Origin of the sequence: Leptospira perdikensis (genome assembly GCF_004769575.1) — a bacterium.
Lineage (GTDB): Bacteria > Spirochaetota > Leptospiria > Leptospirales > Leptospiraceae > Leptospira_A > Leptospira_A perdikensis.
This window is the reverse complement of sequence record NZ_RQGA01000007.1, coordinates 85280-111157: the sequence shown is the minus strand read 5'-3', so window position 1 is coordinate 111157 and position 25878 is coordinate 85280. Positions and strand designations below refer to the sequence as shown.

The following is a 25878-nucleotide window of genomic DNA, read 5'->3' as shown; positions in this document are numbered from 1 at the left end:
TAATAAGGAGTTTTTATGAAACGCATTCTATATGCCATAGCAGTGTTCTTTCGATTGGACAAACTGCACAAAGCCATGTTAGATGCTGTCATCGAAACACGTGTTAAAAACGCGCTACAAACATCTGACAAACTTCGAAAAGAACAAGATCGTTTGCGAGAAAAAGAATTTCGCAAACAAATGGAAGACTTACAAAACAATCACAACAGCAGTTTTGAAAATTATAAATTAGAAACAGAAAATCTAATTCGTATTTTTAAAAATCAAATCCTTGTGGAAAAAAAAGAAGTTTTAAAAGAACGCGAAGTGGTGCGTGAAATGCAACGCCAAGCCATGATCCGCGAAAACAGATTCCAACATTACATTTTACGATTTAAAGAAATCCTATTTGTAAATAAAAAGGTAGTGGAATCCATTCAAAGTTTGGTCAAAGTAGAGTCCAACATTGAAGATCTGTTATATGAAATTGATAACTATGATGAAAGTAAATTCATCAAAAAACCGGAAATGATTTTGGACACTGAGTTTTTAAAAGAACTCCACCAAAAAGAAGAAGAAATCCGAGACAATATCCTCAAGTTCCAGAAAAAAGTAGAAAATAGCTGATCCTAAAGATCAGCCTTTCGCTTTCATTGAATTGGGTTGGCCTGTCGAGGCAAGGAGTGCCCGCCAAAGAGTACTCCTCTCCGGACGTAATACCTTTCTCTCCGCAATCGCAAGGGAAATTGGCATCACCGTAAACACGTTGTTCCAAATCCCTACCACACAACCTGTCCTACCGGCAAAAGCAGCATGGACTGCATTTTGTGCTAGAAATCCACAGAATACGGAATCTTCGGCATTGGCAGGAACAGAACGAATGATATAACTGGGATCGATGTATTTTAGATTTAGAGTCACACCTTCTTTTTTGAAGTAATCGGTGATTTTATCTTTGATAAAAATCCCAATGTCCGCCAACTTCTTGTTACCCGACTGGTCTTTTTCTCCTTTGTCTTCAAAAAACTTCTGCCCTGCCCCTTCTGCCAAAATCACAACGGCATGACCACGTTTTTGCACCCGTTCTTTCAAAACGGTTAAAAAAGCACCTTCTCCTTCTAAATCAAAATCAAGTTCTGGAATGAGGACAAAATTTACATTTTTAGATGCGAGAGCCGAATTTACAGCAATGAAACCAGAATGACGACCCATAAGTTTCACAAGTCCGACTCCACTGGGAGCCCCTTTCGCTTCTTCATGAGCACAATTAACAGCTTCTACCGCCTTACTAAAAGCAGTCGAGAATCCAAAGGTTTTTTGGACATAGTTGATATCGTTATCAATGGTTTTGGGAATTCCTACAATGGCGATGTCTTCTTTGCGTTTTCTTACTTCTTCTTGAATGGCCTGGGCCCCACGTAAGGTCCCGTCTCCGCCAATACAAAACAACATCTTCACCCCATAGAGAAATAATGTATCCACCATATCTCCAATATTTTGGTTCCCTCGCGATGATCCAAGAATGGAACCACCGAAGTTCATGATATGGGCAACCTTATCTGGAGTGAGTTCCACGGGCCTATGTCCAAATTTTTTCACAAGGCCTTCATAACCAAAAGGAAAACCTAAAATACGGGGCACTTTGTACCGGTAATGGAGCTCCATCACAAGAGCACGAATGACATCATTGATTCCAGGGCAGAGTCCCCCACAAGTGACAATGCCTGCCGTGACTTCCTCTGGACGGAAGTAAATGTTTTCTTTGGGGCCAGCTTGTTCAAAGAATACAGGACTGGTTTCTATGGTTTTTTTAGCGTCGGCAGGGCCGGAAAATATCGTTTGGAATAGAACGACGGAGTTGTCTTCCGTCCAATAGTCATACCCAGCTGGGTTTGGAATGGTGCAGGGACCAAATTGTTCAACCTTGGTATCGTTTTCATTCATTGATCAAACTTATAACAAAAAAAGAGAGAGAAGAAAGCAAATTTCATTGCCAAACTAAGGAAAAACAGGCAGAAATGCTTTTAGATGCTTAAAAAGACAGTATTACTTACCATCCTCGCTTCGATCGCGAGTTACAGTCTTTTGGCACAAGGTCTACCCTTCTTCTCCAGTTATTCCTTTTCAGACCCACGAGCCTCTTTATTCCAAGTCGGCGGAACACATAACGGTAATTTGGCGATCCTCATCCCATTTCGATTTCCTAAGGAACTGGAACTCGGTTATGACGGCAAACTTCCCAAATCGGATGATCCAATTGCTGGGATTCAAATTTTTTCTTCCGTCATTCCTTTTTCCACAACGAACCCATACCGCAATCCAGAAGGTAACTTTGATGTTAGGCCGGAAAGAATGAATTCGGCTATGCTTTCTTACCAACCCAATGTTACATACGTGTATTATCGCAATGGATTTACCTTTGATTTAGGACTCAGTATGGGTATGTCGATGAACCAAGGTGGTTCCGGTTATGTAGATGTTGCGGAGTCTAAAGTACGAATCAAGTACAGACTCAATCGAAATCTATTTTCCTTTATCAAAAACTCTCGTTGGGAATTATTTTTACAACTCTCCGAACTACATAGATTTGATTCTTCTGAGTATGCCAATAGATTCAACTCTTCCATCCGGGCCCAAGAACCTTCGAGAACCAACTTCGTTGGTAGACAGATTTACGTAACACCCGGTATCAGTATTTCAAATAGTAACTTAACTTTTGAAGGTATGGTTCGTGTTCCGATCAACGCAAGGGAAGCAGGTCGTACTTTGGATGAACTTTGGGCACCTGAGATCCAAGGGAACCTAGGTCTTAAGTATTATATGCCTGTGGCCCCAACGTCACATTCTAACTAGTTAGTTTCCACTCGAAACTAGCCAAACTAACCACCACAATCATTTCCAAAACAAAATAAATTTCACAAATCACTGTGGTTTGTTCTAAGTTCAAAACCAGATATACCATTGTGAACACACAATACAAAAAGTTTGCGGTCGCAATCACACGTAGATAAAACTTCCACTGGAACGGATTTAAAAAATAACATAACAAAGAGTAAACGGCATAGATAAAGGGAAGAATTGCGAGAGTATAAAGGGTATTTATTGGCATCCCGAGTGAATCCACAAACATAGGTAAAACGAGAGATAACAAAACTCCCGAAAGTATGGCACCAAGACCATCCATTAAAAAAATATATTTAGGATTGTTTTTTAAAAACTGAATTTGAGCATTCATAAATTTATTTTTCCTTAGTCTCTGTTGAAACACAGATTGTTTTTGCTTTCACGAATGCTTTGGTTTTTTTCCGAGGAATGGGCCAGAACATATCTCCGCCCATATGATGAGAACCAACATATTTAAGAAACTCAAAACTAGATTCAAAATCCTCTATTTCAAAAGTAGTGTCCCGAGTAGAAGATTTTTTATAACCAAAAACCTTATTTTCGCATTCTGAAGATAAATACAAATTCGCCCGCCAACGTAAAACGTCTTTAGCACATGAATTTGTATAACAATCGGTGATTTCTTCAAGGACCTTTTCCCACTGAATTGGATATTCTTTGATCTGGTTGTATCGAATTCTTAATTCATTTTCTTTATACCAAACTAAGTGATTCGTTCCTTCGGACTCCAATGCATAATTTTTATCTTCCGGATCGAATAGAATTATTTTTTCTTTTTTACCGTAGGCATTTGGGAAAGAATCTCCAAATTGAAGTTCAGGAAATTTTGGAACAATTCCATTAACAATTGGGACTTCGCTTGCTTGAATCAAAACGGTTTTTCCATACCAGTCTTTTGTTGGGCCGTACAGTTCGTAACCTTTTCCAAACATTTCTGGCGCAATGGCGATGACCTTCATAAAACCAAAATTTCCGCCATTCCCGGAATATCCCATTACAGGAACTGTTTCGCCCACACAAACTTTCTGACCTGAAAAAACGGCACATTCTTGTAAATCAGCAAGATGAAAGTAAGTATGATATCCCATCTCATCCGTTAAAATCGATCCATCATCAAGGCGAATCCAACGAATCCCTTTGTGGTTCCCGTTTCTGATCTCCGGATCTACCTTTTCAATCACCCCGTAGTATTGACTCTCTGACTTTGGATAAGGATAAACAACACGATCCCCTTCGCAAAAAGATTTATTTCCGCGAACAAGACAGTTTTTTGCAGATAAGGATTTTGGCAGGAAACTAAGGCAACATATAATTAATAAGTAAAACACAATCGGGAGTCGCAACATACACCGCCACCTTAAGGAATTAAATTCTAGATTATGTTTTACTCAAAAATCGTTTCCAAGATAAATCCACATCCATTTTAGAAATCATTTCTTTTTTCCGGGAGATTCGAAATTCATGGTCTTTCCAAACAATCATTGTTTCTTCTGTCGGACAACTAGTTTCCCCACAACTCACTTCTAAAATTTCCAGTTCCGTTTCTTTGGGGATATTGGTATAATCCTGTAACCAAGTCGCAAGTTTGGAATGGAAAGAAAATCCATCACCAAGCTTTCCTTTGGTGACAGACTTCCATCCATGGTTGTGATTGTTTTGAATGAAACTCACCTGATCCCCCTATCTAGTCTTAAACTAACTCTTTAAGATTTAGACTTACGGGATGGATCATAGTTCAGAATGGGTGACAACCAACGTTCCACTTCTGCTTTTTCCATCTCTTTGTCCTTAGAATAATTTTGCACTTGGTCTTCGTTGATTTTACCAATCGCAAAATAACGAGATTCCGGATGTGAGAAATAATACCCACTCACACTACTTGCCGGCCACATCGCACAGGATTCGGTGAGTTGGATTCCTGCATTTTTTTCTACATCCAAAAGTTTCCAAATTTTCTTTTTTTCCGTATGATCCGGACAAGCGGGATACCCAGGTGCTGGACGAATCCCACGATATTTTTCACGAATCAGGTCTTCTTTAGTTAGATTTTCATCTTTTCCAAATCCCCATTCTTCCCGCATTCTATGGTGCATGTATTCTGCGAAAGCTTCTGCAAATCGGTCAGCAAGTGCTTTTACCAAAATAGCATTGTAATCATCTTGTTTGGCTTCGTAGGTCCTTGCTAATTCTTCGATGCCATGACCTGCCGTTACCGCAAAATATCCAATATAGTCATTTTTCTTTTTATCTTTTGGTGCGATAAAGTCCGCCAAACTGTAGTTTGGTTGATTTGTCATTTTGACCGTCTGTTGGCGTAACATTGGATATGTTCCCAAAGATTTGGTTTTTCCATCATCTTCAAAAATTTCTACCACTTCCCCATGAGAAACCGCAGGGAACATTCCGACAACAGCTCTTGGTTTGAGAGTTGGGTTTTCCAACATTTCCTTTAAAATGATTTGTGCATCATTGTAAAGCGAAGTAGCTTCTTTACCAATCACCGGATCTTTTAGGATTTGAGGGTACCGGCCTTTTAATTCCCAAGCCAAAAAGAAAGGAGACCAATCGATAAAAGGAAGTAGGTCTTGTAAACGTACATCTTCAATTTTTTGAACTCCCGTAAAACTTGGTTTTGGTGGGGTATATGAATCCCAATCCGCATGGAATTTGTTTTGTATTGCATCCTGAATGGGAAGGATGTTTCTTTCATTTTCCCTCGAATAAAATTCTTCTCGGATTCTAGATTGTTCTTCAACTACCTGTTTTGCATAATCCACAGCAGTTTGTGGATTTAGTGCACTATTCATCACATTCACAACACGGGAAGCATCCATCACATGAAGGACTGGCTTCGAATACTGTTCGGCAATTTTTACCGCAGTATGTGCTGGCGATGTCGTAGCCCCACCAATGAGGAGTGGGACTTGAAATCCTTGTCGTTCCATTTCTTTGGCTACATATACCATTTCATCAAGTGATGGGGTGATAAGACCTGAAAGACCAATGGCAGATACGTTTTCTTTTTTAGCGGTTTCTAAAATCTTTTCACAAGGTACCATGACTCCAAGGTCAATCACCTCATAGTTGTTACATGCAAGAACCACCCCCACAATATTTTTTCCGATATCGTGAACATCCCCCTTCACCGTTGCAATGAGGAATTTGGCTTGTTTACTTTCGTCCTTTTGATTTCGTTTTTCTTCTTCCATAAAGGGAAGTAAGTAGGCCACTGCTTTTTTCATCACCCGTGCACTTTTTACAACTTGCGGAAGGAACATCTTTCCGGCACCAAATAGTTCCCCTACCACTTTCATTCCATTCATAAGTGGCCCTTCAATCACTTCCAAAGGTCTAGCAAAACTAGTGCGAGCTTCTTCCGTATCTTGGGTTACAAATTCATCAATTCCTTTGACTAGAGCGTGCGTTAGTCGTTCTTCAACAGATCCACTTCTCCACACATCGTCTTTTTTCTGCACCTTAGCTTCCCCGTGAAAACTAGCAGCCGCATCAATCAAACGTTCTGTGGCATCGGGACGACGATTGAGGAGAACATCTTCCACAAGTTCCAATAAGTCTTTAGGAATTTGTTCGTAAACTTCTAACATCCCTGCATTAACAATGGCCATGTCCATTCCCGCTTGGATGGCGTGGTATAAAAATACAGAATGCATGGCTTCACGAACAGGATTGTTTCCGCGAAACGAAAAAGAAATATTACTGAGACCACCTGAGACTTTAGCACCAGGACAGATTTGTTTGATCTCACGAGTGGCTTCAATAAAGTCCATAGCATAATTATTATGTTCTTCAATTCCCGTACCTACAGTGAGGATGTTTGGATCAAAGATAATATCCGTTGGATCAAAATCTAACCTTTCAACTAGAAGGTCATAGGCTCGTTTGCAAATTCGAACTTTGTCTTCTTTGGTTGCCGCCTGTCCCTGTTCGTCGAAAGCCATCACAATGGCAGCTGCTCCAAATCTTTGGATGGTACGAGCATGACTTAGGAAAACTTCTTCCCCTTCTTTGAGAGAGATGGAGTTCACAATTGGTTTTCCTTGAATACATTTCAAACCCGCGAGTAATACAGACCACTTAGAAGAATCCACCATAAACGGAACTCGTGCAATGTCTGGTTCTCCTGCAATCAAATTTAAGAACTTAGTCATCGATGCTTCGCCATCGAGGAGAGCTTCATCAAAGTTGATGTCGATGATATTGGCACCGGCTTGGACTTGTTGTAAAGCCACTTGCACTGCTTCTTCAAAATTCCCATCTAAGATAAGTTTTTTGAATTTAGGAGATCCAGTTACGTTGTTTCGTTCCCCCACATTGACAAACCCTTGGTCTTTGGTAAGTTTCAAAGGTTCAAGACCAGCAAAAGTGCTCAGTTTAGGTTGTTCTTTTAAAACACGAGGAGCGATTGTGGCAACTGCTTCTTTGGCTGCTCGAATGTGGTCAGGTGTTGTACCACAACAACCACCAACAATATTTAAAAACCCTGCTTCGGCAAAGTTTTTCATCCAACCACCAAACTCTTCTGGGGTTTGATCATAACCACCAAAGGCATTGGGAAGACCAGCATTCGGATAACAAGATACGTAACAATCAGCGACGCGAGAAAGTTCCTCAATATAAGGCCGCATCTCCCCCGCACCTAACGCACAATTGATTCCGACAGCAAGTGCCTTAGCGTGTTTGATGGAAACATAAAAAGCTTCCCCTGTTTGACCAGAAAGGGTTCTACCAGAGGCATCGGTAATGGTTACAGAGAGGACAACAGGGATACGAATTTTGCGTTCTTCAAATACCTTCTCAATCGCGTAAATACAAGCTTTGAGATTCAAAGTATCAATGTTAGTTTCTGGTAAAAGTAAATCCACACCTCCATCTAGAAGTGCCGATACTTGCTCATAAAAACAATCCACTAACTCATCAAAGGTGACAGCACGAAATGCAGGATTGTTGACATCGGGAGAAAGAGAAGCTGTTTTTACCGTCGGCCCAATGGATCCGGCAATGAACACATCCGTTTTTCCTGTTTTTTCTTTGTATTTGGCCACTGCATTTTTGGCACAAGCGACAGCCGCTAAGTTTAGATCTCTCACCGCCGATTCCATCTGATAGTCGGCCTGGGATACTATGTTTGAACTAAATGTATTGGTTTCGATGATATCGGCACCAGCTTCTAAGTATTCCAAGTGGACAGACTCAATGATATCGGGACGTGTGATCGCCAAAACATCGTTATTCCCTTTAATGGAACAAGGCCAATTCTTAAAACGATCTCCACGGAAGTCATCTTCTTCCAGAGAATGTCTTTGTATCATGGTACCCATAGCACCATCTAAAACGAGAATCCTCTCGTTGATCAGTTTTAAAAGGGATTTAGAAGATGGGTTGGTATATTCAAATTTCATATAATTATATTAATGTATAACAAAAGGGTATACGACCGAAGCCATATACCCTAAAAAACTTTTATTTACTCGAGTCAGAACACTTTGCACCTTTAAGCGGTGGTTTTGTAGTGACTATGACAGGGAATTTGGTTGCTTCTTTCGCATTAACTTCAATAGAAGGTTTGTGTTTTTCCGGGACATCATAGTCCGGGAAAATTGCATCAATTGGACATTCATATTGACAAGCATTACAATCAATACAAGTGTCCGGATCGATATACAGGGTGTCCGGAGCTTCATGAAAAGCTTCCACCGGACAAACTGCTGCACAACTTGTGTATTTACAATCAACGCAAATTTCAGTTACAACATAAGCCATGAGAAACTCCATTGCCCCTTTTGGTTTTTCCAAAAAGGGCGATTTTTTTTAGTATCGGTAGTGATCAGGTTTGTAAGGACCTTCAAGTGGAACACTGATATAATCAGCTTGTTTTTGAGTCAATTTTGTCAAACGAACTCCTAACTGCTCTAAGTGAAGTGCCGCTACCTTCTCATCTAAATGTTTTGGAAGGCGGTAAACACCTAACTCATATTTAGTTGTGTAAAGTTCAATTTGAGCCAAAACTTGGTTAGTGAATGAACTAGACATTACAAAAGATGGGTGACCAGTAGCACAACCAAGGTTTACCAAACGACCTTCTGCAAGAACGATGATCGATCTTCCATTAGGGAAAGTGTATTTATCAACCTGTGGTTTGATTTCTTTTTTGATTACACCTTTTTCAGCGTTCAAACGAGACATTTGAATTTCTGTATCAAAGTGACCAATGTTACAAAGAATCGCACCGTCTTTCATCGCTTTCATGTTTTCAAGTGAAATGATATCATCATTTCCAGTTGCAGTTACAATGATATCTGCATTTTCAATCACATCTTCAACACGAAGAACTTGGTAACCTTCCATCACAGCTTGGAGAGCGCAGATTGGGTCGATTTCTGTTACAATCACACGTGCACCAAAGTTACGAAGTGAAGCAGCAGAACCTTTTCCCACATCACCGTATCCACAAACAAGTGCCACTTTACCAGCAAGCATTACGTCAGTTGCACGTTTGATTCCATCAGCAAGTGATTCACGGCAACCGTAGAGGTTATCAAATTTTGATTTTGTTACTGAATCGTTTACATTGATTGCAGGGATTTTAAGAGTTCCCGCTTTCAATTTTTTATGAAGTGCAATTACACCTGTAGTTGTTTCTTCAGAAACACCTTTGATGTCTACAAGTAGTTGTGGGTATTTTTCGTGAATGTAATGAGTTAAATCATGACCGTCATCAAGGATCATGTTTGGTCCTTTTCCGCCGTCAAAAAATAATGTTTGTTCAATACACCACCAGTATTCTTCTTCAGTTTCACCTTTCCAAGCAAATACAGGAATTCCTGCTTTTGCAATGGCAGCTGCCGCATGGTCTTGTGTTGAAAAAATGTTACAAGAGGACCAACGAATGTCAGCACCTAATGCAGCCAAGGTTTCAATTAGAACCGCTGTTTGGATTGTCATGTGTAGAGATCCACAAATTCTAGCACCTTTGAGTGGTTTAGAAGTTCCGAATTCTTTACGAAGAGCCATAAGGCCCGGCATTTCTTTTTCTGCCAAAATGATCTCTTCTCTTCCCCATTCCGCAAGAGAGATATCCTTCACTTTAAATGGCAATCTTTCCGATTTTGTTTCAGTTGCTGTGGACATATTGTCCTCCTTCTTCTTTTGTTGCTTTGATAGTTAAAATTTTAAAACTAGATTCTGTTTGGATCTCATTCATAGATCCGACTTTAAAACCTGCATTGGATAACCAAGACTCAAATAGTTCAGGTTCAAATCCAAGCCACAAGTCTGCAAAATTATCCCTCATATACTCTGCATTGTGTTTTGCTAAGTCAACAATACATAAAACCCCACCTGGTTTCAGAACCCGAGCTACCTCTTCGAGTACTGTGGGTGGGTGGGAAATATGGTGCATTACCATAGAAGCAACTACCGCATCACAAGAATTAGCTGCTAAGGGTAGATGCTCCATAGGAGTTTGAATGAGACTAACACTTGGATTTTTCCCATAATTGGACGAAGCACTTTCAATCATTTTAGAAGAGTTATCCACTCCTGTCACATGTTTGGCTTTGTTCAAAAGAAAAGGAATGAGGCCACCGGGCCCACAACCCAAATCCAAAATATTTTCACAAGCGGGTAACTCTTGTAAAATCCAAGACCTATAGAGTTTGGGATTTAAGGTCTCTTCTTGTAATTTCTCCCAACTCTCGGCTACAGTATCAAAGAAAGACTTTGATTTACGTTCTCTGGTCTCGAGAATTTGGTGGACCATCTTTTGGTCCCTTTCCCTTGAGGGGAGGTCCTCTTTATAAGATAACAATAATTTTGTGAGCTCCAAAGGAAACTTTAGAGCTGTATCTTCTTCTTCCGGAAGAAAACTATAAACAAGACTTCCTTCCCGGCGTGTGCCAATGAGTCCGGCCTCAGTTAATATCTTCAAATGGCGGGAGATCCGAGACTGACCCATACCCAAAATCTCCACCACTTCATTTACGGAAAAAGCCCCAAAACTGAGGATATGGAGGATCCGTATCCGCGTTTCATCGGAAATGGCTTTCGTAGCAGAAAGCAGGTGGCCGGAGGGCCTAGTTGGGGAAAGGGTTTCTGTTGCCATATCCAAGATATCTACATATCAAGAAATCTTGATATGTAGACTCCGGCAAGCAAATTTCTCCGATTTTAGGAGATTTTGAAGAAATTGATCTTACGTTTTAAGGTTTCTGCCAAATTGGCGATCCCATTGGAGGTTGCTGTCATCTCTTCAAGCCCAGCAGCTGTCCCTTGGGTCAAATCATTGATGCTGAAAATGGCCTGAGCCACCTCACCAATCGCATTTTTCTGCTCTTCCATAGAAAGACGGATGGCCTGGCTGATTTGGTTCACCTTGTCCACCTCTTCCCCTACTTTTTGGTTGATGATGAGTTGTTCTTTGGTGCTCGACTCAATCGTATCCGTCATTTCATCGAAGGAACTCACACCCTGGATGATCCTTTGGATGAGGGCAATCGTAGTTTCGATATTCTCGCGACCACTTTCAATTTCCTTTTCATTGGCTTGAATGAGTTCCCCAATGTCACCGATAGAGATGGCAGTTTTTTCGGCCAACTTCCCGATTTCGTCAGCAACCACAGCAAATCCTCTTCCATACACTCCGGCCCTTGCCGCTTCAATCGCAGCATTTAATGCCAGTAAGTTGATTTGTTCAGAGATATTATTAATGATTTCAATCACACTACCAATTTCTTCAGAACTGTTACTGATTTTTGTGATAGAATTTCTCATCAAATCCAATGAGACCTGGCCCGACCGAGCTTCTTCCGAAATGAGGGTTACGTCTTGTGAAGCTTTGCCCACTTGCCTTCCAGTTGCTTCGATCAAACTAGAAAGTTCTGCCATCTTTAATTTCAAAAAATCTACTTTGCGGAACTGATCTTCCGCTTGTGCATCCACATTTTGGACTGCCGCAGAAATCTCTTCAATCGAAGCAGATATTTCCTCAGCAGAAGCAGCTTGCGTTTGTGCATTGGAAGATAACATATTCAGAGAAGCTGACATCTGTTCTGCGGAAGATGCAAGGTCTTCAGAGAATGCTTGGTTGGATCCCACAACTTCTGAAATTTGTTTTAACGTTGCGTTGAGACCGCGTGCCAGTCTTGCGAACTCATCAGAAGATTCCATTTTGGCATTGTGACGAAGGTCACCTACTTCAATATCATGAAGGATTTTCCCAATGGTTTTCATTGGTTTGAACCGAGCAGTAAACAATAGATAAATTGCAATGGCAATAAAAATTGCTCCTACAATACTAATGATTGTTAGTCCTCTTAGAGAAGAAAGGCTCTCCACTTCAATCTCTTTTAAATCAATAGTAGAAAAGAATTGTAGACCGTATTTTTCGCTTACCTTCCTACGGAGTAAAAAGGTAGAACCTTCCCAAGGATTACGAAAAGAATCTGATTCCCCAGCATTTTTAGCCAATTCTTCAAATTCTGAATTTTTAAAACTATGCATCAAATATTTTGGATTGGGGTGATATACCATTGTTGATTGTTTGTCCAACAAAAAGGAATATCCAGTGGTTCCAATTTTCACATTTTTTAGGAAGGATTCCATTGCTTTTCCCACAAGAAAAGGCATCCCTACCATTCCAATCACAGCCCCATTGGCATTTTTTACTGGGCTTGTAATCATAATCACAATACTTCCGTTAATCGGCGATTTAACGGCTACACCTACATGGTTTTTTCCTTCTTTTGCCGCATCAATGTTCTCAAGAACTTCCTTATTGGATGCTAACTTGTAACCAACACTTGCACCTCCAGGAAGGCCCGAAGCAACAATGGGAACCCCTTCGTCAAAAGAGGCGATATAAGCATTTTCTAACAGTAATTGAGAATCATCCAAAACTTTGGACAGTGCTGGTTCTGCCAGTTTGTAGTTTTTAGTTTCTAATGCTGTTCTCACTACCGGTAGAGAAGCTACACTTTTTAAATTGGTTTCTACTGACTCGAAATATACGTGAATTCCGGCTTCGTTACTTTGATTGAAATTATAGAGTTGGTTCGAAAAGGCTTTTTCTAAGGACTTAGCATTGACATTAAATGAATAAATCAAAAGGAAAATAGAAAGTACCATTACCATAATCGAGAACATAATGGGGACTGTACTTCTGAGATTTCTATAATAAGGAGAAATCCGTTCTTTTAATTCGGCTTGGAGAAGTTCGTCTTCCAATACCAAATGAGAGGCTTTTTCCAAAAGGATAAACGAAAATAAAATATTCAGAAGAGCGGTGAGGATCAAAACACAAACGATATAAAAGGAATCTGACTTACTGGTTTCAGGAAGATAAAGCATGGGGCCAATGACAATCGGAAACGCCATGATCCATTGACAACTTCCCACCACCGCACCGACCACAGGCATCTTCGCAATTAGGTTCCAGACAGATATATAGGTTTTAGGATCTTTTTCTGTTTGGGATTCGAGGGCAACGAGACCTTCTTGGATGGCCTTTAATTTTTTAGGAAAGATGAAAGCAGGGAGGATGAGACTAGTAAGCCCCGCAGCAATCGTTGCACCAATGAAGGTTTTGATTTGAGTGGGACTTAGATCGACATAAAAAAGAATGAGAGCGATTCCAATAGGAACCACGACTCCCAAGGAGAATACTTGGGAAGCGAGAGTGAAAGCCCTTGCGTAGCGTTTGTATAATTTCATTGAAACTTAGACCTAAGACGAAAGGTAAATTCCGCAATCGGTACGGCAAGGTTTTATGGATTTCCCCGAAGTTTTCCTAAAAGGAGAGTTTGACTCCTAAGTTTGCAGAATAAAGATCCTTACCGCCATACAAACCCTCAGCAATGACCTTAACGAGATACAAATCCAACTCCAAACCGACAATCCCGTACCCAATTCCACGTTTGGAATGAGACTCACCAGCGGCACGAAACCCGAGAGTCGCGTTGGGATTTTGGGCAAGAAGTTCTTTGTCAAGAGCCGCCTGGTATTCACGTGGAAGTTCCAAAGGAAGGGAATCATTTAAGGTAACGAGAAAAGGGCCACGTCTTGAGAGAGAGGCGGAGTTATTCCCCGAATTCCAACTATATCCCCCACCGACAATCACATTGGCGATCCAAAACACACCAAGACCCGTACGTAAATCTACATTTGTAGTTTGGACTTTCGTGTTAAAAACGAAATTGGTGTCTCCTCCCCATTTTCCTTTCACACCTTGGAATTCAATTTGGGATGCCTTTCCTTCTAAGTAACTAAGGCTCATGTTTTGTTCCATCACATGATGCCCCACTCCAATGTTGATTCCGTTCCAAGTGATAAGGTTCATTAAAAAACCTTCTTTTTCTACTAATTGGTATCGGACCATACCACCATACGAACGTACGGCGATCCGACCTTCGTAGTTTTTATTATTGGAAGCCGCTTGGATTTGATCTTCAGTAACCGCAACGTTCATACCATGAAGAAAAATTCCGATCCGACGAATGTATCCACCTTCTGAAGTTCCGAGTAACCATCCAGGATTGATATCCAAGTGGAAAGAAGGAATCACAGCACCACCTACGTTGGGAAGTTTTGGGTATTTGATATAGTCATCTTTAATTTGGATGTCGTCTTTTTTGTATCCTGCAGCGGAAACACTCACACCAAATTGAATGCGACGAACGGTACCAGTTCCGATATTACTAGCTCCTACGTTGGCTAGAAAACCAGCTTCCAAATTAGTTTTCAGTACTTCGTTTAAGTACCCAGTTTCGAATTTTTTGAGGGAACCATTTCCCGCTTCTGTAAGTGTAGATGGTAAAAAACCACAAGCTGATCCTTCACAGGTAAATTGTGCGTACAGTTCTCCTTGAGAGATTGTTGTGACAAATACGAGCAGAAGCAGCAGATTTCGCAATTTCATATAGATCCTTGATTCTCTATCTTTTGTAACAATTGGAAAGAAAAATTCTCTCTTAAACAGAGGCTTCCTTTGTTTTTTTTACGGAACTAATCCAAAAAACACCGGTAAGTACGAATAATGTACCAATGGCATGTAGTAAGGTTATCGGTTCATCCAGTAGCCAATACGCTAAGAAAAGAGTCGACATTGGTCCAATTGATCCAACTATAGCAGCTGTTTTGCTACCAACACGTTTGATTCCTTCCGAAACGAAGATAGCAGGAACTACAGTGTTCACAGTCCCCATAATAAATGCGAGGGCGTAGAAAGAAAACGGTTGGATGAGTTCTTTAAAAGTTCCAAAAATAGCGAAATGAATGTATACAGCAAACGAAGAGATAATCAGAGCCCAAGCTGTAAACTTTTTTGCACCTAACTTTGGAATGATGGAACCGCTACCCATCAAATAGATGGCATAAGTCAGAGCGGAAAGTAAAATAAAAAAAGCTCCCAAACTCACATCTTTCGCAGAACCTAGTTGGACGTCCTGTCCATACGCTAAAAAAACTCCGGTATATGTTAAAATCAGAGAAAATACTTCCCGCATATGGATCTTCTTCTTTAAAAATAAAAACGATAAAATGACAACAAGAGTAGGATAAATAAAAAGAATGATTCGTTCAAGACCTGCACTAATGTACTTTAGCCCTAAGAAGTCAAATAAACTGGCAAGATAATAACCCACCACTCCCATAAGGATGACACTAACCACATCTTTTTTTGTGAGTGGAGTTTTTCCTTCTTCTCTTTCTGCCTTCCATGCAATCCAAACCAAAAAAGGAAAGGCAAACAACATCCGAAAAAAAAGAGATCCAATGGCAGAAATTTCATACCGGTAAGTCAATTTCACCACAACAGCTTTGGCGCTGAACAAAAGTGCTCCGATCAATACTAGCACTACCCCTTTCCATTCTGTACTCAATTTTTCTTTCACTAAACCCATCCTGAAATCACAAAGAAATCCCGATAGTTTTATAAAATGAAGCTAACTTTGATTTTAGGAGTATTCTTGATTTTTGGATTTGTTCTTTGGGCTAGTCCCGAGCAGGAAATTTCGAAACCTCTTTTACGAGTTTTTCCGGCTTTCCGACCAGAAGAATGTGAAGACTGGGCAATCAGACCTTCGATTTGTAAACAATGTCTATGGGAAGGAAAACGGTATGCACAAGAAATCCGATTTTTTGAGGATGGACCATATCGAACTCACGGTTGTTATGCAGAACCTGGGGGATTTGAAAGTTTAGAGGAAGAGGCAAAAACCGGGAAAACTAATTCCCGGTAGGATTTGTAAAATTATTTTTTTACGCAACCCATGATGCCAGCGAAACCTGGAGCATTTTTCAAACAGTTAGGATCAAATTTTCCTTCCGTACACTGATCGATCATTTTTTGTTTACCTTGTTGTAATCCTGCGAGGACTGGTGCTGCTGCTGGATTCTTTTTAGCTTCTTCTTCGATTTGAGCGAATGTGCTAGCGAGAGCAGACTCACACTCTTCTTGGGTATACACTTTGGATTTACAATTAGCCAAAAAAAGCCCGAGAGCGAGCGCCAGGATGAGGGATTTTTTCATGAAAAACTCCGTGAGATAGATTTCATGATAGCTTCTTTTTTATAAAGGGATTTGAAAACAAAAAAATGATTCACCATATTGCCATAGGTACTCCGAACCCTTCCAATTTAGCAGAGTTTTACCTCCAAATTCCGGGGGCAAAGAAAACTCAGGAATTTCATTATGACTCAGGAATGGTTCGTTCCATTTGGATCGAGTTTGGCCCCATCATTCTGATGTTGGAAGAAGGAGCGAAATCTTCTCCTCGTGCTCTTGTTTTTTCATTCACAGAAAAAGAGAAAACAAAATGGATCCAATTCCTAAACCAAATACAGATCCAAAACAAAACAGATTACACTGTATACTTTTTAGACAGTGATGGAAATCTACTGGGCTTAAGCCAATATCCAGAAAAACTCACTCTTATATAAAATGTGTTTGAGAAAACAACTCAGTTACTTACGGTAACATTCACTTAGGAAAGTTTATCCACGCGAATGAACATTAAACAGAAGTTAGCTTTAGGCACATCAATCATTACCCTGTTTTCATTAGGAGTAATACTCACACTTATCTCTTATGTCATATATAAAAATGCCAAAGAAAACGCTCTAGAAAACATCTCTGTACTTGCAGATAAAATCTCTTTGGATGTAGAAGACTATCTTTCTGCTCCATTAAACGAAGCATTTCTTCTAAAACAAATGTTACAAGAACCAAACCTTTTGGATCGAGATCGGATTTTCCGGATTTTGAATGTGATGACGGCATCGAATGAATCCATTCTCGGAACTTATGTTGTCTTCGAACCCAATGCCTTCGATGGGAAAGACACTAACTATCGTAATACGAACTATCATGATAACTCGGGTAGACTGATCCCCTATTCTGTAAAATCGAATGGCAAAATTATCATTGAACCAGTGGTTGGGTTTGACCTTCCCGAATCTGACTTTTACCAACTCCCCAAAAAGAACAAAAAAGTAGAACTCATTCCACCATTTGATTACAAAGTAGATGGTAAAGAAGTAACGATGATTTCTCTTGTATATCCAGTGATCCGTAACCAAAACTTTCTTGGGATCGCAGGTGCTGATCTTTCTTTAGAGACCATTCGAACTTACCTACATAATCTAAAAATTCTAGACGGTGCTGTAAAAATCACACTCGTTGCAAGTAACGGATATGTGTTATTTAATGGCCTTCATCCTGATAAGAAGGATGTACAGTGGGAAGACAAGGAAGATATGTATGTAAATTTAGCTATGTCATCTAAACAAAGACAAAGTTATTCTGACTCTGATTACTTTCACGTGAGTTTACCGATCCAACTAGTGGAAAACACAGCTCCCTGGGCACTTCGTGTCTCTTATCCGCAAGAAAAAATCACAAACGAAATTCAATTTATCTTTTGGATTGCTTTAGGCCTTGGAGTGACAGGAATTCTATTTTCTACTTTGGCCAATGTCATTATCTTTCGTAAACTTGTGGATAGTAGACTCCAGACTTTGATTGCCTTTACAAAAGATGCAGCTAACGGGAATCTCTCCAAAGAAATCAACGACACACAAAAAGATGAAATTGGAAATTTAGTCGAAGCTGTAGTTGCGATGATTGAAAGCATTCGACATATTTTAAGTGTCGCACAGACTTCAGGTTCAGAACTAACTGAGACTTCCAAGTTTATGGAAAATACCATCATTGAACTTTCTGATTTGGCACAAAGCCAAGCCGCCTCTTCCGAAGAAGCCAGTGCCACTGTGGAAGAACTCAATGCATCTTCCGAAACTATCAATGCCAATGTGGTACAGGCGGTTGATAACTCTAAGTCAATTCACAACTCACTTCATGCGATCCAAACTTTAGTTCAAAACATCACTACGGAAGTGGAGTCCTTTGGGAAAATTGCAGTCCTTGCCAATCAAAAAGCAGAAGAAGGACGGAATATGGCGGGATTCACTTCAAAAGCAATTGAAGAAATCCAGGAGAAGTCACTTGCTATTACCGAGTTTTCTGAAGTTATCTCCAATATTTCAGAGAAGACCAGCTTACTGGCATTAAACGCTGCCATTGAAGCCGCAAGAGCTGGTGAATCGGGTCGGGGGTTTGCTGTTGTTGCGGAAGAAATTTCGAAACTTGCCTCTCAAGCGGCTGAATCCGTTTCACAGATCAATACCTTATCCGAAGAAGCTTTACATTCCATCCAAAATGGTGGGACTCAAGTCACAAAACTTATTGATTTGTTACGAGAAATCATAAAAGAAGTTTCCGTAATTTTTGAAAAGGCTAGAGAAATTGTCCCCCTCATCCAAGACCAAAAAACTAGAACCGATCAGATCTACGTAGAAATCGAAGAAATCACATCTCTAGTTGAGTCTATTCAACAATCTACGGAAGAACAAAAAAGAGCCACCTTCGAACTATCAAATATGACAATTAATATTTCCAATGGTTCCCAAATTCTGTCGGAACAATCGGAGACCATGTCAGCCAATTCTATTCGTATGACAGGAATTAGTTCCAAAATTTCAGAAGTTTTATTAAAATTCAACTTATAGGTTTAAAAAAAGACATGAGTATCAAAAAGAAAATCATTCTAATATCCCTGGCAGTCATTTCTGTTATTATCGCAGGGATTATGATTGTATTGTCTTTGGTTGTCAGATCTACCCTTTTACATAACTTAGAGGAAGATACAGAATATATTTCATCAAAAATCATAGGTGACATCTCTCACCAAATGAAAGTTCCTTTAAACAAAACCTTTGCCTTTCGTAAATCTTTTGAAGATGGGTCGATCACTTCAAGACCTGCGGCCATTCGGTATCTAAAAACCTTAATCGCCGAAAAAGATATTGCCTTTGCTGCTTATTGTGGATTTGAGCCGAATGCTTTTGATGGAAAAGATGCGGCATATAAATTTACTCCAGACCACGACGAAACTGGTCGGTTCATCCCTTACGTATTTCGCAATGAGGACAAAATTTCGTCAGAAGTTTTAAAAGATGTGGATGATCCCATTAAGGGTGAGTTCTACCAAAAACCAAAAGCCACATTAAAAACAAGCATCACCTCACCTTACATTTACAAGGTGGGTGGAGTGGATACCTTCATTGTTTCGATTATGGAACCAATATTACGTAACGGTAAATTCATTGGAATTTCTGGAATTGATATCAGCCTTGCGACGATTAAGAAATATTTAGATACCTTAAAATTCGCTGACGGGGAAGGAAAAATCACACTCATCTCGGATAACCATTTAGTTTTGTATGATGGGTTTTCGAACCTTTCCGAAGGCCTTGATTTTCGATCCCAGGCCGATGCGTTTTTTTACGACCGTTTGAAAAACAAGGACAAATCCATTTATAGGTTTCATGGGTATTACCATGTTGCCGTTCCCATTACCATTATAGAAGATAACGCTCCTTGGTTTGCGAGGATTTCTGTCCCGGAATCACAAATCCAATCCACTCTTAACTCAATTCTCATCACAACCATAACTCTTGGAATTTTGGGTGTGGTTCTTTCCACCCTATCAATTTATTTTAGTTTCCAAAGATTAGTGGATAGACGGATTAAAGCCATCAACTTATCCACTGACAAAGTAGCATCTGGGGATTTGAGAGAATCTATCGCCATTGACCAGTTAGATGAACTCGGAAGTATTATGGTCAGTTTGGGAAAAATGATCGAACATTTACGGAAACTCATTCGGATTGCACAAAAGTCTTCGGGAAAAATCAGCGAAACCACAGACAAAATCCGAGGAACCATTACTGAACTCACCGATTTAGCCCAGAATCAAGCAGCCTCTTCCGAGGAAGCAAGTGCGACTGTGGAAGAACTCAACGCCTCTTCAGAAACGATCCATAGCAACGTACTCAGTGCTGTCGAAAATACTGAAACCATACATCAATCGTTAGGTGATATCCAACAATTGATGAAAAGAATTTTAGAGAAGGTCAATTCCTTTGGAGAAATCTCAGTCCGTGCCAACCGTAATGCGGAAGAAGGAAGGACGATGGCAAAAGAAGCCTCTCATGCCATCCAAGAGATCCAGGATAAATCAAAAACCATTACAGCATTTTCCAATGTCATTTCAGACATTGCCAAACGAACCGGTTTACTTGCGTTAAATGCTGCGATTGAAGCGGCAAGGGCTGGAGAAAGTGGGAAAGGATTTGCTGTAGTAGCAGAAGAAATCACAAAATTGGCAAGCCAATCCGCAGAATCGGTTTCCCAAATTAATGTTTTATCTTCTGAGGCCCTGGCTTCGATCGAGCGAGGAAATGTACAAGTGGAAAAACTTGTAGACGTTCTAAAAAAAATCACTGACGAAGTGTCTGAGATCTTTGTTTCTTCCAATGAAATACGACCGATGATTGAAGACCAAAGTGCAAGGACTGAAAGTATTTATGCAGAAGTCGCAGAAATTACCGACCAAGTAAAAGCCATCCAACTTTCCACAGAGGAACAACAGAGGGCGACAAATGAATTGGCCAATATGACAGTCAATATTTCGAACGGTTCCCAAGTTTTATCCGACCAGTCTTCTTCTATGTCAGAGAATGCGGAACGCCTAAGCCAAGTGACAACAACTCTGGATGAATTATTAAAGAGTTTTAAGATTTCGAAAGAATAAAGGAATCTTTCCAAGCGACTGCATAAGCCCGAAGGAGACCACCCGTTCGGAACTTGGAAAGACTGTGTCTGGTCGGTTTTGCAACAAAGCTAGAGGCGTTATTGCCCAGCCACCTCGCGAGTCAAAAATCTTTTGTTGTAACAACTACTATCCAAATGACCACCTCCTTTGCTCATACCTTAGCTATGCCTTTTCTAGTACTATAAAGAAATAAAGTCAAGAAAACATTTGATCAAAACTAAAAATAAAAGAAGATGGGGTTACCATGGCCAAAGAAGAACAGGAAAAAACCGTAAGTGAAGCCGGTCAGTCTAACGCCCTAAAGTTGGATTTTGAAGTCTCCATTTTTGATCTCTACAAACACTATTTCCAGGTTCGGCTTTCTGTCCAAACAGACCAATCAGAGATGACTTTTTGTTTGCCCAGTTGGACTCCCGGATCGTATATGATTCGGGATTATGCTACCCATCTCCATAAACTCGATGTCAAAAATTTAAAAACCGGTGAATCTATTTCTTGGGAGATGGTGGACTTACATCGCTGGAGATTAAAAAACCTCCCCGCCGAATTCGAAATCTCTTATATCATCTATGCTTTTGAAGACTTCACTGTTCGAACCAATTATTTAGAAACCGAATTTGGATTCATCAACCCACCCGCTTTGTTTTTATATCCAGAAGGGAAATTAGAAACCCCTGCTACTGTTCGGTTTCAGGTTTCTCAATTTTTCCCTTTTGTGTATTCGAGTTTGACTCGAAGCGGAGAAGACTCCCATTTGTTTTTTGCAGAAAATTTTGATGAACTATTCGATTCTCCCTTCCATTTGAGTAAACAAAACTCTGTGTTTTTTACGGCAGGAACCACCAAACATGAATTACTTGTAGAGGGCGATGTAAATTTTGATTTCAAAACAAAATTGGCATTGGATCTAAAAAGGATCACGGAAACTCAAATAGAGTGGATGATGGACTCTCCCAATCCTTATTATCTATTTGTCCTAAATTTAAGTTTGCCTGCTTATGGGGGATTAGAACATAGAGCCTCAAGTATCAACTACTTCAACCCAGATTTAATTTCCGATGAAGAAGAATACAAAAGATTACTCGAACTTTTATCTCATGAATACTTTCATCTTTGGAATATCAAAAGAATTCGCCCAATCGCCCTTGGACCTTTTGATTACCAAAAACCAAACCTAACACGCGAACTCTGGATTGCCGAAGGATTTACAAGTTTTTACGATGTTTACTTCCTCTACCATTCAGGATTTCTTACAAAAGAAGAGTATTTGGCTAAACTCCAATCGGATGTATTTGCGTTAGAAGACAATGAAGCCGACTCTTGGATGAGTCTTGAAGAATCTTCGTTTACCGCTTGGACAAAATATTACAAACGAAATGGAAATAGTCACAATATCACTGTTTCCTATTATACAAAGGGCGGAGTCATTGCCTTGTGTATGAATTTGTTTCTATTAAAAGAATCAAAAGAAAGAAAAACCATTCGCCATGTATTTCAACAGTTAAACGAAGTGTTTGTCAAAACCAAAGGGAGAGGCTTCACTAAACAGGAATTTTTCGAAACGGTAAAAGATGTTACCGGTGTGGATTTAAAAACAGAATTTAACGAATACTTAGAAAATCCAAAACCAATCCCTGTAGATTATTATTTGGATATCATTGGTATCCAAAGGATTCAAACCGATCAAGCAGGCGAAACCGGATTCAAAACAAAAGAAAAAAATGGTAACCTCTATGTTCAAAAATTATTACACAATACAGAGACAGGTTCTTTTGACCTAATGTTAGATGATGAAATACTTGCCATCAACGGGAAACGGGCTACAACCAATACCTTACAGAAACTAGAAAAATCCCTGCACCCGGGCGAAAAATTTCACCTCATTTTATCACGAGCCGGAAAAATTAGAGAATCAATGATCACAGCTTCCGGATATTTCAAAACAAGGAAATTTGTGATCGCTGAAGACACAAGCGATGACAGAAAAGAACTCAGAGATTTTTTTCTAAGGAATATAGTATAAATGCCAGCTCTCTTTAATTATATTTTAACTCCTACAAGTAAAGATGAAGTGCTTCTCGATAGACCTCTACCTCTTTCGCATAGACATCCCAAACATTGGATTCATATCACAGCAGAAAACGAAGAAAAACTAATGTTTCTCTTTCAAAAACATGATATCCACCAACTTACCATTGAAGACATTCTAAATCCCAATAGTCGGATCAAACTGGAAATTTTTCCCAATTATATCTTTTTTGTTTTTCGAGGTTTCCATTTTGAAAGAAACCAACTCACACAGAAAAACTTTAACTTCATTCTAACACCAAACCAAATTATTTCTTTAACACTAGACTACCGTGATAGTATCGGTGACATCATAGACCAGTGGAAAGTGAACAATAAAATTCTTGCACGCGGATATGAATTCGTTGTACATAAAATTTTAGACATAGAAACTGACCATACTCTTGCCATCACACAAAAGATTGAAGAACGAATCGAACATTTCGAAGATCAAATTTTCGGAAATGCAAAATCCTTAGATATCAGCAATGTTTATAGTTTGCGGGCAAGTCTGCTTTCGATCAAAAAAGGGATGTTACAAAACAAAGAAGTGTTAGAAGATTTAGAAAAAATTAAGAACAGTTTTTTTAGTGATGAAGCAGATGCTTTTTTTCGAGACGTAAGAGACCATTCCCTTCGTATCTTAGAACTTGTGGATAGTAATATTGAGTCCATATCTTCTGCTCTCGAAGCCCATATTGCTATATCCACTCGCAAAACCAACGAAATCATGAAAATCCTTACCATCATGACAGCCATTATGTTACCGATGTCTCTGGTTGCAGGAATTTACGGTATGAATTTTCGTCATATGCCCACTCTCGAATGGGAATATGGATTTATCTCTGCCTTGTGTGGTATGGGTTTTTTAGGAATTTTGATGTTACTTTATTTTAGAATCAAACGTTGGTATTGATTAAATCAAACTACGAATTTGAACAAGGAGTTCCTTGTCTTCAGCTGGTGGATCTAACTCACCTCTTGTCCACTGGTTGAATAATTCCTTCAAACGTTTATTCAGAGAATCAAATTCGGGAGAATTCGGAAACAAAATGACTGAATTAGGTTTCACCGTTTTTCCTGTTGTGGATATAAAAGCAAAATCAGGAATCATTTTTTCCAAAGTTTCTGCCGAGAAGGCAGGATAATTGGACCCAAGCCAATCCACTGAAGGTAAACAATTCTTTTGAAAATAGGCATCACTAAGAGCAGAAATAAGAGCACGTTTGAGTTGTTGTTTTTTTTCTTTTTCAAACCGTTCCTCTCTTTCTCTTAGTTTCTTTTTAAAGAAATTTTCTCTCCGTTTCTGGTATAAAAACTGACGATCCATTTGTGCATAAGTTAAAATCGATTTTGCCTTCGCATAACCAGAGTTCACAATAGGAGATACTCCTAAATAATAAAAAAGTTTATAAAACCAAGGAATATAATTAAAATAAACAGTTTGAAGATTTTTACCGTAGGTTTTTACAAAATCATCATCTTTGAAAAGAGGTTTTAGTTCTTTTTCGTTGAGTTCAATGATGGCTTTGAGGTATAATATATGTTCCGTAGTGAATCTATAATTTTGGAAAATAAGGTGATTGATGTCTTTGATATTGTTCTGGTTGTTATTCACAAAAACAGCAATTTTTGAATCCTGGTCATGCCATTCGGCAGAAAGAACTTTAGGGTTCTTTCTTAGAAGATCAACAATGATGGTATCATGTTCATTGTCCTTTTCCAAATTGATTCGAAGGAGTCTTGAATCAAAGTCAAATTGGCTATCCAACATTTTCATATAAACTTTCAGGAGTCGGTCAACCTCACGTTTTTTTTCGACTTCTGCATATTTAGCGGCAATTTCTGCCACCTTTCGTAAGTTATGAACTAAAGGATAAAATCCATTTTCTTTTAGAATTTCCTTAAACCCATATAACATTTCAATTTTTGAACGAATTAGATCCACTTCACTTGGTTCCGAATTTCCACTCACGGGTGTCATGGTGTGAATTCGATCAAAAGCCAATCGAATCTCTGTATCGAAGGCCTTCGCTAAAGGTTCGACTTTGGTCATCAAATACTCGTTAGCAATATGTAAAAAATTTGCAGCTTCTGATTCGGGAATTGAATAAAATCCTACATGGGGAAGGACAATAATTCGGGGATCCGCTTCCAACTCATCAATGATGAGACCTCGAGACCTGGATAACATCTCCGCTGACGGCTGTAAGGGAAATTGTTTCGGCTCTAACATTCGATCCAGTTCATCGCCAGATCCTTTTTCTTCTTTATAATCAATGTCTGCAAGTTTGTTCAGTACGTTACGCCAAGTATCTTCGGTTAATACCCGTTTGGCCTGAATGTATTCAAATAAATGTTCTGTTGACCTCGCAATGAGGAGTTTATACGGTTCTTCTAATGGCATCCCACCAGGAAGGCCTACAAGAAAATTAACAAATCGTAATTCACCAACATCGGCATCAAATTTAATTTCAAACAGTTGGGTGGTAAGTCCGTAGTCAATGAGTTGCCACAGTCCGTCCAATGCAGTTTCATGATCCATCTTTAGTTTTTCAAAATTGGAATCTGTAGGGCGGAACAAATGGCCCGCTTCAATATTCTCTCGTGAACTTTGGATCTCCACTGTTTTCATAATGGACAAAGCTTCTTTCTGTAAGATGATCCCTGAAGACCTTCCTAAATTTTCTTTGGTAGTAAGTTGTAGGAAGTGATCGTGTGGTGGGGATATTCTCATAAA

21 protein-coding genes are annotated in these 25878 nt (G+C 39.5%); 8 read left to right on the top strand and 13 right to left on the bottom strand.

The features are described from left to right. The first annotated feature begins 15 nt into the window (after positions 1-15). A complete protein-coding gene (locus EHQ49_RS07635; RefSeq protein WP_135578035.1) occupies positions 16-606 on the top strand; it encodes a hypothetical protein in 591 nt (196 codons plus the stop codon). Positions 607-615: 9 nt separating this feature from the next. Here the strand turns inward: EHQ49_RS07635 and EHQ49_RS07630 are convergent, their stop codons facing one another. Beyond that, positions 616-1923 carry an ATP-dependent 6-phosphofructokinase gene (locus tag EHQ49_RS07630; RefSeq protein ID WP_135578033.1) on the bottom strand — a complete coding sequence of 436 codons (1308 nt, stop codon included), beginning with the start codon at positions 1921-1923 and terminating at the stop codon, positions 616-618. A gap of 84 nt (positions 1924-2007) precedes the next feature. Here EHQ49_RS07630 and EHQ49_RS07625 point away from each other — a divergent pair, with 84 nt between their 5' ends. Next, the gene (locus EHQ49_RS07625) at positions 2008-2832 is read left to right on the top strand and encodes a hypothetical protein (protein WP_135578031.1); all 825 of its coding nucleotides are present in this window, start codon (positions 2008-2010) and stop codon (positions 2830-2832) included. Here the strand turns inward: EHQ49_RS07625 and EHQ49_RS07620 are convergent. The 10 genes from EHQ49_RS07620 to EHQ49_RS07575 form a co-directional block, all read right to left on the bottom strand. Then, positions 2825-3214, bottom strand: a complete 390-nt coding sequence (locus EHQ49_RS07620; protein ID WP_135578029.1) for a hypothetical protein — start codon at positions 3212-3214, stop codon at positions 2825-2827. The two genes, EHQ49_RS07625 and EHQ49_RS07620, sit on opposite strands and share 8 nt — an antisense overlap. A 4-nt stretch (positions 3215-3218) precedes the next feature. Next, positions 3219-4229, bottom strand: coding sequence for a hypothetical protein (locus tag EHQ49_RS07615; protein ID WP_135578027.1), 1011 nt, complete (start codon positions 4227-4229; stop codon positions 3219-3221). A 31-nt stretch (positions 4230-4260) separates the two neighbouring features. Continuing rightward, positions 4261-4554, bottom strand: coding sequence for a hypothetical protein (locus tag EHQ49_RS07610; RefSeq protein ID WP_135578025.1), 294 nt, complete (start codon positions 4552-4554; stop codon positions 4261-4263). A gap of 32 nt (positions 4555-4586) precedes the next feature. After that, the gene (gene metH, locus EHQ49_RS07605; protein ID WP_135578023.1) at positions 4587-8303 is read right to left on the bottom strand and encodes a methionine synthase; all 3717 of its coding nucleotides are present in this window, start codon (positions 8301-8303) and stop codon (positions 4587-4589) included. A gap of 61 nt (positions 8304-8364) precedes the next feature. Continuing rightward, entirely contained in the window at positions 8365-8664 is a 300-nt protein-coding gene (locus tag EHQ49_RS07600) for a ferredoxin family protein (RefSeq protein ID WP_135578344.1), read from the bottom strand. Between the two features lie 48 nt (positions 8665-8712). After that, a complete protein-coding gene (gene ahcY / locus EHQ49_RS07595) occupies positions 8713-10032 on the bottom strand; it encodes an adenosylhomocysteinase (protein WP_135578021.1) in 1320 nt (439 codons plus the stop codon). Next, complete coding sequence (locus tag EHQ49_RS07590) at positions 10016-11005, bottom strand: ArsR/SmtB family transcription factor (protein WP_135578019.1); 990 nt, start codon at positions 11003-11005, stop codon at positions 10016-10018. Before EHQ49_RS07590 ends, ahcY begins: the two co-directional genes overlap by 17 nt. 65 nt (positions 11006-11070) lie before the next feature. After that, on the bottom strand, positions 11071-13611 hold the full coding sequence (locus EHQ49_RS07585; protein WP_135578017.1) for a methyl-accepting chemotaxis protein: 2541 nt from the start codon (positions 13609-13611) through the stop codon (positions 11071-11073). 76 nt (positions 13612-13687) lie between these two features. After that, positions 13688-14815: an Lsa36 family surface (lipo)protein gene (locus EHQ49_RS07580; RefSeq protein ID WP_135578015.1), complete on the bottom strand. Its 1128-nt coding sequence runs from the start codon at positions 14813-14815 to the stop codon at positions 13688-13690. Between the two features lie 52 nt (positions 14816-14867). Continuing rightward, on the bottom strand, positions 14868-15797 hold the full coding sequence (locus EHQ49_RS07575) for a DMT family transporter (RefSeq protein ID WP_167482996.1): 930 nt from the start codon (positions 15795-15797) through the stop codon (positions 14868-14870). Positions 15798-15833: 36 nt separating this feature from the next. Here EHQ49_RS07575 and EHQ49_RS18810 point away from each other — a divergent pair, with 36 nt between their 5' ends. Beyond that, positions 15834-16136, top strand: coding sequence for a hypothetical protein (locus tag EHQ49_RS18810; protein ID WP_135578011.1), 303 nt, complete (start codon positions 15834-15836; stop codon positions 16134-16136). Positions 16137-16147: 11 nt separating this feature from the next. Here the strand turns inward: EHQ49_RS18810 and EHQ49_RS07565 are convergent, their stop codons facing one another. After that, positions 16148-16426: a TIGR04454 family lipoprotein gene (locus EHQ49_RS07565; protein ID WP_135578009.1), complete on the bottom strand. Its 279-nt coding sequence runs from the start codon at positions 16424-16426 to the stop codon at positions 16148-16150. Positions 16427-16491: 65 nt separating this feature from the next. Between EHQ49_RS07565 and EHQ49_RS07560 the strand changes: the two genes are divergently transcribed. The 5 genes from EHQ49_RS07560 to EHQ49_RS07540 all read left to right on the top strand — a co-directional run bounded on the left by EHQ49_RS07560 (position 16492) and on the right by EHQ49_RS07540 (position 24054). Beyond that, positions 16492-16836 (top strand): VOC family protein, encoded by a 345-nt coding sequence (locus tag EHQ49_RS07560; RefSeq protein ID WP_135578007.1) that lies wholly within the window; start codon positions 16492-16494, stop codon positions 16834-16836. Between the two features lie 66 nt (positions 16837-16902). Further along, positions 16903-18963 (top strand): methyl-accepting chemotaxis protein, encoded by a 2061-nt coding sequence (locus EHQ49_RS07555; RefSeq protein WP_135578005.1) that lies wholly within the window; start codon positions 16903-16905, stop codon positions 18961-18963. A gap of 14 nt (positions 18964-18977) precedes the next feature. Further along, positions 18978-21050 (top strand): methyl-accepting chemotaxis protein, encoded by a 2073-nt coding sequence (locus EHQ49_RS07550; protein ID WP_135578003.1) that lies wholly within the window; start codon positions 18978-18980, stop codon positions 21048-21050. Between the two features lie 265 nt (positions 21051-21315). Next, positions 21316-23094 (top strand): M61 family metallopeptidase, encoded by a 1779-nt coding sequence (locus tag EHQ49_RS07545; protein WP_135578001.1) that lies wholly within the window; start codon positions 21316-21318, stop codon positions 23092-23094. Then, on the top strand, positions 23095-24054 hold the full coding sequence (locus EHQ49_RS07540) for a magnesium transporter CorA family protein (RefSeq protein ID WP_135577999.1): 960 nt from the start codon (positions 23095-23097) through the stop codon (positions 24052-24054). It begins immediately after the preceding gene. Here the strand turns inward: EHQ49_RS07540 and EHQ49_RS07535 are convergent, their stop codons facing one another. Then, positions 24055-25875 (bottom strand): hypothetical protein, encoded by a 1821-nt coding sequence (locus EHQ49_RS07535; protein WP_135577997.1) that lies wholly within the window; start codon positions 25873-25875, stop codon positions 24055-24057. Between the last annotated feature and the right edge of the window lie 3 nt (positions 25876-25878).